Here is a 13,111-nt window from a genome sequence, read left to right on the forward strand (position 1 = left end):
TATAAAGTTAAAAATTACTAATCAAAAAAACTGCATTATTTAATTTTTATAAATTATACTTTGATTGATATAATCTATTAAAACAAAATTTTTAATAGCATAAATAAATAAAAAAGCCCTTGCAAATTAATGCAAAGACTTTTTTTCAATCAACCTAAAAACTCCACTAAATTATGATTTTGGCAAAAGCACTGTGTCAATTACATGAATAACACCATTTGATTGGTTTACATCTGCAATGGTTACTTTAGCTGAATTACCATTCTCGTCTGTTATATAAATATCTTTGCCTTTCATCCAAGTTGTTAATGTACCACCAGAAACTGTTGTGATTATAGCTTTCCCTTTTCCTTCTTTAATTAGTTTAGCAACATCTTTTGCATTCCATTTTCCAGATACAACATGGTATTTTAATATGGTTTGTAAAGTTGCTTTGTTTTCTGCCATAACTAATGTTTCTACTGTTCCTTTTGGTAATTTATCAAAAGCATTATTAGTTGGTGCAAATACTGTAAAAGGACCTTCACTCATTAGTACATCTACCAAATCTGCTGCTTTTACTGCTGCAACTAAAGTTGTATGATCTTTAGAATTAACCGCATTTTCTACAATATTTTTTGATGGATACATAGCTGCTCCTCCAACCATTTTTGTGTCTTCTTTCATCATCTTATCTTGTGAAAAAAGATTTTGCCCAATAAACATTGAACCTACTAAAAATGCAATACTGAATAATTTTGTTGTTTTCATAGTTTTAATTTTTAATTGAATATTATTTTCGAATTCACACTACATACGACAATACCATAACTTGGGTTTTAAAAAAGCATAATTTTTATTACAATTAACTCTTTGTTAAGTGTATAAGCGTATTTTTTTCGTATATTAATAACAGAAACTTATACTATTAACTTATGTTAGACAGCAATTATATTAAAGTGTTTTCTGGTAGTTTTATAATCGTTCAACTGGTTGTTGATCGATTGGAAAGTGCTGGAATAAATGGTATTGTAAAAGATGAAACAGAATCTGGGAGATTAGCTGGATTTGCCTCAACAACAGCTGGATTTCAAGAGCTTTATGTAAACAAGGATGAGTTAGATTATGCTATTCCTATTATTGAGTCTGTTAAAGAAGAATTAGAAGCATAAAAAAAGGTCTTGATTTCTCAAGACCTTTTTATTATGCTGTTACAGCATACATTTTATCGCGTTGCTCTTTTATTTTCTTATCGTCCATATATTCATCAAAAGTCATATATCTGTCAATAACACCATTAGGAGTTAATTCTATAACTCTATTAGCAACAGTTTGAGCAAATTCGTGGTCATGTGTAGTAAACATTACTGTACCTTTAAAATTCTTTAATGAATTATTAAATGCAGTAATACTCTCAAGGTCTAAATGGTTTGTAGGTTCGTCTAACATTAATACATTAGCTCTCATCATCATCATACGACTCAACATACAACGTACTTTTTCTCCTCCAGAAAGCACATCAGATGTTTTTAAAGCTTCTTCTCCACTGAAAATCATTTTTCCAAGAAACCCTCTAATATGAACTTCTTCTCTTTCTTCTTCAGTTGTAGCCCATTGACGCAACCAATCTACCAAAGTTAATTTGTTATTGAAAAAACTGCTATTATCTAAAGGTAAATAAGATTGAGTTGTAGTAATTCCCCAATTGTAAGTTCCTGCATCAGCTTTTATGTTACCATTAATTATCTGATAAAATGCAGTTGTTGCTCTCGAGTCTCTAGAATACACAACTACTTTATCTCCTTTAGCTAAATTAATATCTATATTTTGAAATAATATATCTCCTTCTGTAGATGCTGCTAATCCTTCAACATGAAAAATTTGATCACCTGCTTCTCTGTCACGCTCAAAAATAATAGCTGGATAACGTCTGCTTGATGGTTTTATATCAGAAATATTAAGTTTTTCAATCATTTTCTTTCTACTTGTTGCTTGTTTTGACTTTGCAACGTTTGCAGAAAATCGTCTGATAAATTCTTCTAATTCTTTTTTCTTTTCTTCAGCTTTCTTGTTTTGTTGTGCACGCTGTCTTGCTGCTAATTGTGAAGATTCATACCAAAACGTATAATTACCTGAATAATGATTGATTTTTCCAAAATCGATATCTGAAATATGAGTACAAACAGAATCTAAAAAGTGTCTGTCGTGAGACACAACTATTACACAATTATCATAGTTTGCCAAAAAGTTTTCTAACCAACTAATCGTTTCATAATCCAAGTCGTTGGTTGGCTCATCCATAATTAATACGTCTGGATTTCCAAAAAGTGCTTGAGCTAATAACACTCGTACTTTTTGCTTACCATCTAAATCTTTCATTAATGTATAATGAAACTCTTCTTTTATACCCAAGTTAGATAACATTGCAGCCGCATCACTATCTGCATTCCAACCATTCATTTCTTCAAATTGCACTTGAAGTTCTCCTATTTTTTCTGCATTTTCGTCAGTATAATCAGCATAAAGCGCATCTATTTGAGCTTTCAAATCAAATAAAGGCTTGTTACCCATAATTATGGTTTCTAAAACTGTATGCTCATCATAAAGGTTGTGATTTTGTTCTAAAACCGACATACGTTTTCCTGGCTCTAAATGAATATGTCCAGATGTAGGATCCATTTTTCGTGCTAAAATCTTTAAAAAAGTAGATTTTCCTGCTCCATTGGCACCAATAATACCATAGCAATTACCTTGATTGAACGTTGTATTAACTTCATCAAATAGTATGCGTTTACCAAATTGAACTGAAAGATTAGAAACTGATAACATAATGTGTCTTTAAATTTTTTGCAAAAGTAGTTAAAATGCTTCATACATTAAGCACAAATAAACATTTAACAGCGCATTAACAACTGTATATGCTTACAAACTCTATTTTTGTTAAGAATTGAAAATATTAGCCTACATCAGTTATATGAAGTATTACATCATTATTTTATTTGTATCAATAAGTTTATTTAGTTGCAAAAATAAAAGTATTGACAAAGGTGAATATGCTTATTTTGGTGGTGAAATTATTAATCCTACCAACGACTATGTATTGCTATTTAACTCTGAAGATGAGTCAGATACACTTTATCTAGACCATGACAATCGATTCCTTCATAAAATTACAAACTTTAAACCTGGACTGTATACTTTTTCTCATGGAGGAGAATTTCAATGGGTTTTAATAGAACCAAAAGACAGCTTATTATTACGATTAAACACAATTGATTTTGATGAATCTTTAGTTTTTACTGGTAATGGTGCAAGAAAAAACAATTATTTGATTAAGACATTTTTAGAAAATGAAGACGATAATCAAAAATTTATGCACTTATGCCAAATGGAACCTGAAAAATTTGAGCGTGTTTTAGATTCTATTAGAAAATTAAAACTTAATGAATTGAGCGAGTTTTTAGAAGAAAAAGAATACTCCGATTTATTTAAGACGATTGCAAAAACGAGCATAAATTATAATTATTATGCCAATAAAGAGATGTATCCTTTTGGTTATTATGGTTATAGCAACTTAATACATCATAAAGATTTACCTACAGATTTTTATAATTTTAGAAAAGAAGTAGATTACAATCTTGAAGACTTAAGCGATTATTATACATATAATAAATTTCTGTTTTCTCACTTTAATAATATTGCATTACAAGAATATTACAAAACTGCAACCCATAATGTAGTTTTTGATAACAAATCTGTCGTTTATAATTTAGAAAAGTTAGAGTTAATGGATAGTTTAATTACTAGTAGCTTAATAAAAAACAATCTATTAAAATATACAACTAGAGATTTTATAACTGTAAGTCAAGATAGTTTAGAAACTCAAGAAATGTTAAGTTCGTTTATTAAAAAGAGTACAAGCGAAAAAGATAAAGCTTATATAAATGAATTAGCATTTTCATTAAAAAACCTAAAGCGTGGTAAACAGCTTCCTAATGTAGCTTTAATAGATTATAATGATATTGAAGTTAGTATAGACACTTTAATAAAACGACCAACAGTAATATATTTCTGGTCTACTAGTTTACCTCTTTTATTAAGAAATAGTCATTATAAAGTAAGTCAGTTAAAAGCTAAATACCCAAATATTGATTTTATAGGAATAAATATAAATGATGATGATAAATCGCATTGGAAAAGTACATTAACACTTTATAAATTTCCTATTACTAATGAATATCAATTTAAAGATCCTAATGAAGCCTTAAACGCTTTAGCAATTAGCTCAGTAAACAAATCTATTTTAATTGATAAAGACTCTAAAATTATAAACTCTAACGTTCTGCTTTTTAGTTCAGAATTTGAAGAACAGCTAGAGCATTTAACTCATAAAAAACATTAACAAAAAAGGCAACTCAAATGAGTTGCCTTTTTTTTTATCTACTAAGGAAATTTAGTTTCCTTTTTTATAATCTTCTAAAAACTTTGCTAAACCAATATCAGTTAGTGGGTGATTTAATAATCCTGTAATAGAACTTAAAGGTCCAGTCATAACATCGGCTCCTAGTTTAGCACAATCAATAACGTGCATTGTATGACGCACAGAAGCTGCTAGAATTTCGGTATCAAAACCATAGTTGTCATAAATCATTCTAATTTCAGCAATAAGGTTTAAGCCATCTGTAGAGATATCATCTAAACGACCTATAAAAGGCGACACATAAGTTGCTCCTGCTTTAGCGGCCAATAATGCTTGTCCTGGAGAAAACACCAACGTTACATTAGTTTTTACGCCTTTATCAGAAAAATACTTACATGCTTTAATTCCGTCTTTAATCATCGGAAGTTTCACAACTATTTGTTCGTGCAAATCAGCAAGAGCTTCACCTTCTCTAATCATACCTTCGTAGTCAGTAGCAATAACTTCGGCACTAACATCTCCATCTACAATATTGCAAATATCAACATAGTGTTTCATTATATTATTAACTCCAGTAATACCTTCTTTTGCCATTAGCGATGGGTTTGTTGTTACACCATCTAAAATACCTAACTCTTGTGCCTCTTTAATTTGAGCTAAATTTGCAGTATCAATAAAAAATTTCATCTATTTAATTTATTTGTTGTGTTATAAAGTTTTGCAAATTTACAATTAATCAAAAACTTTAAAGTTGTATTTTGGTTAAAACATATTAACAAGTTGTTGGAAAGATAAAATGATGAATATTACAATAGACAAAAAATATTTAAACTGAATTAAATAAAGAAATTGCAATGAATGAAAGTAAAACTCTAAAGTGGGTTTTTATTATAGCTGGTGGAATTGGAATACTTCTGATTAGTTTTACTCTAATTTACGACATGTTAATTCCGGATATTTGTTATTATCATACTCACGAAATGAATTCATTTATAGCACTTTTTTATAGTGCTAGCCCTGCAACTAATGGCCATCCTGAACCGAATATCGCAAACTTCATTTTATCTATAACACTTGGTGGAATTATAGGAAATAAAACCTATAAATTAATGATAAAAAATAGAGACAAATCTAACCTATAAGCACTACAACTTATAATGCTTCATAAGCATTTTTTCATACACTTTATCTGGTAGTATTCGTTTTAAAACAATAGAAAATTTTTGCATAAACTCGCCTACTTTATAATGAATTTTGGGGTTTGGTGTATTTATAACATTAAAAATTGCTTTAGCCATTAGCTGAGGGTCTTTACCAGCATCAACATGCTCATTCATCATTTTTAAAGTGTTTCCGTAAGGTGTTTTATAAGGCGAGTCGTCTTTTACTGGTGCATGATAACGACCTGCAGCAATATTGGTTGCAAAATCTCCTGGAGCAACATTGGCCATTTGTATATTAAAGTCTTTAATCTCCATTCTAAAGGCTTCTGTTACTAGCTCTAAAGCACCTTTACTCGCACTATAAATTCCTCTATAAGGCAATCCCATATAACCAGCTATAGATGTAATGTTAATAATAAGCCCAGAATTTTGAATTCGCATTTGTGGCAAAACAGCTTTAATGACGTTTATTGGTCCAAAAAAATTGGTTTCGAAATTGCGTTTTATTTCTGCTTCAGGAATTTCTTCAATAGGTCCTGTTATACCTGCTCCTGCATTATTTACAACAACATCTAAGCGACCTGTTTCTTTAATAATAGCTTGAATTGCATTTTGTATTGATGTGGTATCAGAAACATCTAATTGCACTAATTTAAATTTGCTATCAGTATATTTTTCTGGTGTTCTGCTAGTTCCGTAAACAGTAAATCCTTTTTCACTTAAAAACTCACCCATTGATTTTCCAATTCCAGAAGATCCACCTGTAATTAATACAACTTTAGACATAAATACTTAAAAATTTGATGAGATAAAAATACAATAATAATAGGAAAGTATTAGGTACAAAAAAAGGCAAGCTACCTACATCACACCGCTACGACCATTTACCTTTGCTTCGTTCCCGACCTGGAGGATTCAACAGGAGCTGGTTGTGTAGGACTTGCCGAGTGCAAAGATACAATCTTTTAATAGTTGTGCAATGATTTTTTAAACTGAATTTAATTAAATAACTTGCTCAAAAAATTACAGTTCTCATGTCGTCAATTAAACTTTTTATAATCACCTTATTATCAGTTTTTTTATTGAATTGTGGTGATACTTCAGGTTCAAAAAAAAATAATTTTTCTATAGAAACCAATGCGAAAAACAATACTATTGCTTTAGGTGAAACTCTAAATTTAACACTTAAAAATTCTAAAAACCTTACTATAAACTCTGTTACTTATAAATTAAGTGATCGTATTGTTAATCCATCTTCAGTTCTTGAAAACATAAATCTTGGCAAGCAAATAGTTACTGCAGTAGTAAAATATGATGACACTTCAGAAGAAATCACTTCAACCATTACTGTTCTTAATAATGAAGCCCCTAAAATTTATGATTATAAAATTATAAACGAATATCCACATGATATCACCTCATACACACAAGGTTTAGAGTTTCATAATGGTATATTATATGAAAGTACTGGACAGTATGGAGAATCTAAATTAAGAAAGCTAGATTACAAATCGGCTGAAGTTCTAAAAAACGTAAATCTCGCGAATCAGTATTTTGGTGAAGGTTTAACCATTTTAAACAATAACATTTACCAACTTACATGGCAAGAGCAGATTGGCTTTGTTTATAATGTTGAAACATTAGAAAAAACAAGCAGTTTTAAATATGGAAAAAGCAAGGAAGGTTGGGGACTTTGCAACGATGGAAAAGCAATTTATAAATCTGACGGAACAGAGGATATATGGACATTAAATGCTACTACTCTTGCAGAAGAAAGCTTTATACAAGTGTATACAAACAACGGAAAAATACCAAGCCTTAATGAGTTAGAATGGATAAATGGCAAAATTTATGCTAACATTTACCAACGCAATGGTGTTGTTATCGTAAATCCAGAAAATGGTGCTGTTGAGGGTGTTTTGGATTTTTCTGCTTTAAAAGAAAAAGTAAAACAACATCCTGGTTTAGATGTATTAAATGGCATTGCTTACAATCCAGAAACCAAAACCATATTTGTTACTGGAAAGCGTTGGGACAAATTGTTTGAGGTTGAAGTTTTTATAAAGTAATATGCAAACCTTCGAAAAAAACATTACAGTAACCGCAGACGATTTAGACCAACTAAACCATGTTAATAATGTGCGTTATGTACAATGGGTTCAAGATATTGCTGCCGAACATTGGAATTCTAAAGTAACAAAACATATAAGTGACTCTTACTTTTGGGTATTACTAAAGCACACCATTGAATATAAAGGTGAAGCACTTTTAAACGATGTGCTAACAGTAAAAACCTTTGTTGAAAAATCTGAAGGTGTTACCTCAATTCGTCACGTAGAAATAATTAATAAAAACACTAATAAGCTTTTAGCAGCTTCTCAAACCACTTGGTGTCTTATATCTAAAGAAACAAAACGACCTTCGCGAGTTACTCCAGAAATAATAAATTTATTTAATTAAAATACTGTTCACATACTAATTCATTGATTCAAAAGTTATATTTTTAACCAATTATTGGCCATCAAAAATTAAACTTATACCAATGAAAAGAAGTTTATACTTTTTATTTACCATTTCAGTTTTAGTGCTTTGGAGCTCTTGTCGAAAAGACTTTGAGTTTTCACCAAGTACTGGAGATCTTCAATTTTCAAAAGACACAGTCTATTTAGATACAGTATTTACAAATATTGGTTCAAGCACTTATAATCTAAAAGTTTATAACAGAAGTAATTCTGATATTGTTATTCCAACAATTCGATTATCACAAGGTCAAGCATCAAATTATCGTTTAAATGTAGATGGAATGCCAGGAAAAGAGTTTCAAAATATTGAACTTCTTGCAAAAGATAGCATGTATATTTTTATAGAAACCACTTTCGATATTCAAACAGTTGTTGCTGCTAATAATCAGTTTTTATATACTGATGCTATTGAGTTTGATAGTGGCTCCAACCTACAAAAAGTTGAATTAGTAACACTTGTTAAAGATGCTGTTTTTATATATCCAAACAGAGATAGTGAAGGTGTAATAGAGACTTTAACTTTTGATGTTGATGGCGATGGTAATGATGACGAAACGTCTATACAAGGTCGATTTTTAACTGATAGCGAACTCACATTTACAAACGAAAAACCTTATGTTATTTATGGCTATGCAGCTGTTGATGAAGGCAAAACGTTAAATATTGATGCTGGAGCAAGAGTACATTTTCATGCAAATTCTGGACTATTAATAACCAATAATGCATCATTAAAAGTAAATGGACAATTAAGTACAGACCAAGATATATTAGAAAATGAAGTTATTTTTGAAGGTGATAGATTAGAACCTTTATTTGAAGACATTCCTGGGCAATGGGGAACCATATGGTTGTTTAGCGGAAGTATTGAAAATGAAATTCACTTTGCAACTATAAAAAATGCTACAGTTGGTTTGCTTGTTGAAAACAATCAAAATGCTCCAATAGACAAGCTTACAATTACTAATTCTAAAATATTCAACTCAAGTAATTTCGGAATTTTAGGTAGAGCTACATCAATTACTGCAGAAAATGTAGTATTAAATAACGCTGGACAATCTTCGTTTGCTGGTACTTATGGCGGCAAATATAATTTTACACATTGTACTATTGCTAATTATTGGAATAATAGCTTTAGGCAATTTCCTGCACTTTTACTCAATAATTATATTGTTGATGAGAATGACACCACCTTTACAAACGATTTAGTTGAAGCTAATTTTAGCAACTGCATAATATACGGAAATGATAATCCTGAATTGATTTTAGATGAAGAAAGCGGAAGCGCTTTTAATTACTTTTTTAATAGTTGTTTAATAAGGTATCAGGTAAATAATAATCCAATTGATTTTACAGATTCATTACATTATACAAATATTATACTAAATCAAGACCCAGACTTTTTAGATGAGTTTAATAATATGCTAATTATTGGTGATGCATCTGCTGCAAATGGACAGGGAAATGCATCTTTTGCAAGTCAGGTACCTTTAGATATTTTAAACGTAAATAGAACTGCATCTCCAGATTTAGGTGCTTATCAGCACATCACTTTTGAAGATTAAAATCATTATATTTATATCATCAAATAAATAATTTATGATTAATCTTATTTTTGAAATTGCCTGTATTTGTGCTGGAATTTTACTTGCTATAACTGCTTTAGACCGATTAGATGGTAAAAGCAACTTCTTTAACAATATTGCAGCTAAATTAAAACCATTTAATGCTGTAATTGGTTTTGCAACATTAATTATTGGTATAATTTATATTTTAAAAATTGAATGCATCATATTTGGAGTCGTTGGTATTGCTTGTGGCTTACTACTTTTACCTCAACAACTCACAAAAATTCCTGGTATTGGAAATTCACTACTTAAAGCTTCTAACTGGTTAATGCCATTTAAAGTAATTGTTGGAGACGCAGCTTTAATACTTGGAGTATTAGGATTATTTAATATGAATCCTTTTTGCTAATTATTCTAAAATAACCTTTTTGCTAAAAGATTTTGTTTTGGTTTTTATATCCAATAAATAAACACCTTTGGCATAATTGCTCAAATCTATTTGATTAAGATTAGCATCAATATTTAAAGTTTCTATTCTTCTTCCTAAGTAATCATAAACTAACACTTCGGTAGTTTCTAATACATCTGAAAAATATATAATCCCTGTCGATGGGTTTGGATAAATTTTTATGTTTCTGTAATCGTCTTCATTTAAAGACAATGTACTGGTTCCTTCAATAACTAATAGCGTTTGATTAGGGCTAACATTATTATATATATCCTCTACTCCACTTAGCCATTTTACTTTAACATAGTCTATTGTTGTTGCATTACCAATTCCGAAAATTTCTGTCCCAGAGTTTTGAGATAAAAAACCTTCGCCACATAATGTATATCTAAACATAGTTTTGTTATTCGCATAAACTTCTATCCAAGAACCTATTCCATTTTTATTACTTTGTACACCTTGCAGTTTAACCTTTAACCAATTATTTGTTCCGCCTGTATTTTGCCATAATGAGTGATTATCAGGTGCTTGATTAGCAACAATAAAATCTGTATAACCATCATTATCTATGTCGCCAATCGCATTAGAAAAACTAACATAGTTGTCATTTGCAAATCCAGCATTTGCTGGTATTGTATAAGTATAATTTGGCTGACACTCATAAAAGGCCGATGTTAATAAACCTATATTTGGATTGTCTATCATACCACTTACATATAAATCTAAATCTATATCATTATCTGCATCAAAAAAAATTGCGCCCCAACCAATACTATTAAAAACGGTTCCAGTACTAACTGCTTGATTTGTAAAAGTTCCATTTCCATTGTTTTTTAATAAAAAATTTCCTTCGGAAGTATTAGTAACATAAATATCAAGCCAACCATCATAATTATAATCATCAATGGTAGTAGACATTGCATTAGCTGTAATATTCGTTGCAGATGCTACGCTTACATCTGAAAACGTACCATTTCCATTATTCCGATACAAAATGTTTTTGTTAGGCAATCTATCATTTGATATATATATATCTTGATATCCATCTTTATCGTAATCAAAAAAAGATGCACAAAAAGATAAATGACCAACAGAACTTATGCCAGCTGAATTAGAAATATTAGTAAATGTACCGTTTCCATTATTACGATATAGTTGATTAGGAATCACATTTGAATCGTCTTTATTACACAGAAAAACATCTAAATAACCATCATTATCAATATCACCAAATGCTGCACCATAAGTTTTTAATGAACCTGTGTTAGGAAAACCTGCTGAAGCAGTTACATCTACAAAACTAAAACTCCCATTATTTTGATAAAGTTTATTGGCTCCATCTACTTTAGTGACAAATAAATCGTTGTCACCATCATTATCATAATCTACCCATAAAACTTGTTTAGAATGACCAGTGATTGTAAGATTAAAATTTTGTTCTACAAATGTTCCAGACACATTTTTATAAAACTTAACTGGCCTATCTGCTTTACATGCAGTAGTAATATCGTCCCAACCATCATTATCAAAATCAAAAAAGCTAACACCTCCAAGCTTTACATCATAATTCCAAGAATTAAATATCCCAAGCTGTATGGCTTTATCTTCAAAAAAGGATTGAGAAAAAACATACTGAGATACTAATAGTGTTATTAGTAAAATCTTTATGTTTTTTATAGTATTCATAATATCTGTTTAAGAAAACAAAGGTTTCCCTTTCATCATTTCATTTACCTTTTCTCCTATAGCTTCTAATTTAGCTTCATCTTGATAGTTATTAATAACTTCATCAATTAACCCAACAATAGCATCCATATCAACCTCTTTCAATCCTCTTGTAGTTATAGCAGGAGTTCCTACTCTAATTCCAGAAGTAACAAATGGAGATTTATCATCAAAAGGTACCATATTTTTATTTACCGTAATTTCCGCTTTAACTAAAGCTTGTTCAGCATCTTTACCTGTAATGTTTTTATTTCTTAAATCTATAAGCATCATATGATTATCTGTTCCATCAGAAATAATATGATATCCTCGATCTACAAATGCCTTAGCCATAGCATCAGCATTATGCTTTACTTGCAACATATAATGCATAAAATCGTCTGTTAAAGCTTCTCCGAAAGCAATTGCTTTAGCCGCAATAATATGTTCTAAAGGACCTCCTTGATTTCCAGGAAAAACTCCTGAATCTAGAAGTGACGACATCATTCTTGTCTCACCTTTTGGTGTTTTTAATCCGAAAGGATTTTCAAAATCTTCACCCATCATAATCATTCCTCCTCTTGGCCCACGCAATGTTTTGTGTGTTGTAGTTGTAACGATATGGCAATGCGGAATTGGATCATTTAAAATACCTTTTGCAATTAAACCAGCAGGATGCGAAATATCTGCCATTAAAATAGCTCCAACACTATCAGCTATTTGACGGAAAGCTTTAAAGTCCATATCACGAGAATATGCAGAAGCACCTGCAATAATTAGCTTTGGCTGTTCTTTTTTTGCTGTACTTTCTAATTGATTGTAATCTATACGACCTGTAGCTTTATCAACTCCATAAAATGAAGGATTATATAACTTACCAGAAAAATTAACAGGCGAGCCATGTGTTAAATGTCCTCCATGTGATAAATCAAAACCAAGAATTTTATCTCCAGGTTTTAAACACATCGAATATACTGCTGTATTTGCCTGACTTCCAGAATGTGGCTGCACATTAACATAAGATGCACCAAATAATGTTTTTGCTCTATCAATTGCAATTTGTTCAACTTCATCAACAACTTCACAACCACCATAATAACGTTTACCAGGATAACCTTCAGCATATTTGTTAGTTAAAACAGAACCTGCAGCTTCCATAACTTGCTCGCTAACAAAGTTTTCCGATGCAATTAGTTCTAGTCCATGTAGTTGTCTTTCTTTTTCAGCTTCAATTAATTCAAAAATTTGTTGGTCGCGTTGCATATAAATTTATTTAGTATATTTCTGTAAATCCCTAAAAATTGGGATGA

13 protein-coding genes and 1 other RNA gene are annotated in these 13,111 nt (G+C 30.4%); 7 read left to right on the forward strand and 7 right to left on the reverse strand.

The window, feature by feature from the left end; all coding sequences use genetic code 11:
- Positions 1–171 precede the first annotated feature (171 nt).
- Positions 172–705 carry a fasciclin domain-containing protein gene (locus IEW41_RS08440; RefSeq protein WP_373282956.1) on the reverse strand — a complete coding sequence of 178 codons (534 nt, stop codon included), beginning with the start codon at positions 703–705 and terminating at the stop codon, positions 172–174.
- Between the two features lie 209 nt (positions 706–914).
- Here IEW41_RS08440 and IEW41_RS08445 point away from each other — a divergent pair, with 209 nt between their 5' ends.
- Complete coding sequence (locus tag IEW41_RS08445; protein WP_188605907.1) at positions 915–1,151, forward strand: putative signal transducing protein; 237 nt, start codon at positions 915–917, stop codon at positions 1,149–1,151.
- Between the two features lie 31 nt (positions 1,152–1,182).
- Here IEW41_RS08445 and IEW41_RS08450 read toward each other — a convergent pair whose 3' ends face one another.
- Positions 1,183–2,808, reverse strand: a complete 1,626-nt coding sequence (locus IEW41_RS08450; RefSeq protein ID WP_188605908.1) for an ABC-F family ATP-binding cassette domain-containing protein — start codon at positions 2,806–2,808, stop codon at positions 1,183–1,185.
- Between the two features lie 145 nt (positions 2,809–2,953).
- Between IEW41_RS08450 and IEW41_RS08455 the strand changes: the two genes are divergently transcribed.
- Positions 2,954–4,381, forward strand: a complete 1,428-nt coding sequence (locus IEW41_RS08455; protein WP_188605909.1) for a TlpA family protein disulfide reductase — start codon at positions 2,954–2,956, stop codon at positions 4,379–4,381.
- Between the two features lie 51 nt (positions 4,382–4,432).
- On the opposite strand, the gene fsa is transcribed toward IEW41_RS08455, so the two are convergent.
- Positions 4,433–5,086, reverse strand: a complete 654-nt coding sequence (gene fsa / locus IEW41_RS08460) for a fructose-6-phosphate aldolase (protein WP_188605910.1) — start codon at positions 5,084–5,086, stop codon at positions 4,433–4,435.
- 293 nt (positions 5,087–5,379) lie between these two features.
- Between fsa and IEW41_RS08465 the strand changes: the two genes are divergently transcribed.
- Complete coding sequence (locus tag IEW41_RS08465) at positions 5,380–5,541, forward strand: hypothetical protein (protein ID WP_188605911.1); 162 nt, start codon at positions 5,380–5,382, stop codon at positions 5,539–5,541.
- 3 nt (positions 5,542–5,544) lie between these two features.
- Here IEW41_RS08465 and IEW41_RS08470 read toward each other — a convergent pair whose 3' ends face one another.
- Positions 5,545–6,348, reverse strand: a complete 804-nt coding sequence (locus IEW41_RS08470; RefSeq protein WP_188605912.1) for an SDR family oxidoreductase — start codon at positions 6,346–6,348, stop codon at positions 5,545–5,547.
- 61 nt (positions 6,349–6,409) lie between these two features.
- An RNA gene (ffs, locus tag IEW41_RS08475) (signal recognition particle sRNA small type) lies at positions 6,410–6,508 on the reverse strand.
- Between the two features lie 88 nt (positions 6,509–6,596).
- Between ffs and IEW41_RS08480 the strand changes: the two genes are divergently transcribed.
- The 4 genes from IEW41_RS08480 to IEW41_RS08495 all read left to right on the forward strand — a co-directional run bounded on the left by IEW41_RS08480 (position 6,597) and on the right by IEW41_RS08495 (position 10,058).
- Positions 6,597–7,631: a glutaminyl-peptide cyclotransferase gene (locus IEW41_RS08480; protein ID WP_188605913.1), complete on the forward strand. Its 1,035-nt coding sequence runs from the start codon at positions 6,597–6,599 to the stop codon at positions 7,629–7,631.
- Between the two features lies 1 nt (position 7,632).
- Positions 7,633–8,022, forward strand: a complete 390-nt coding sequence (locus IEW41_RS08485) for an acyl-CoA thioesterase (protein ID WP_188605914.1) — start codon at positions 7,633–7,635, stop codon at positions 8,020–8,022.
- A gap of 82 nt (positions 8,023–8,104) precedes the next feature.
- Complete coding sequence (locus tag IEW41_RS08490; protein ID WP_188605915.1) at positions 8,105–9,646, forward strand: hypothetical protein; 1,542 nt, start codon at positions 8,105–8,107, stop codon at positions 9,644–9,646.
- Positions 9,647–9,680: 34 nt separating this feature from the next.
- Positions 9,681–10,058 (forward strand): hypothetical protein, encoded by a 378-nt coding sequence (locus IEW41_RS08495; RefSeq protein WP_188605916.1) that lies wholly within the window; start codon positions 9,681–9,683, stop codon positions 10,056–10,058.
- Here IEW41_RS08495 and IEW41_RS08500 read toward each other — a convergent pair whose 3' ends face one another.
- A complete protein-coding gene (locus tag IEW41_RS08500; RefSeq protein ID WP_188605917.1) occupies positions 10,059–11,783 on the reverse strand; it encodes an FG-GAP-like repeat-containing protein in 1,725 nt (574 codons plus the stop codon). It lies immediately after the preceding gene.
- 9 nt (positions 11,784–11,792) lie between these two features.
- Positions 11,793–13,064, reverse strand: a complete 1,272-nt coding sequence (glyA, locus tag IEW41_RS08505) for a serine hydroxymethyltransferase (protein WP_188605918.1) — start codon at positions 13,062–13,064, stop codon at positions 11,793–11,795.
- Positions 13,065–13,111: the final 47 nt, after the last annotated feature.

This window comes from Aquaticitalea lipolytica, assembly GCF_014641635.1.
GTDB classification, from domain to species: domain Bacteria; phylum Bacteroidota; class Bacteroidia; order Flavobacteriales; family Flavobacteriaceae; genus Aquaticitalea; species Aquaticitalea lipolytica.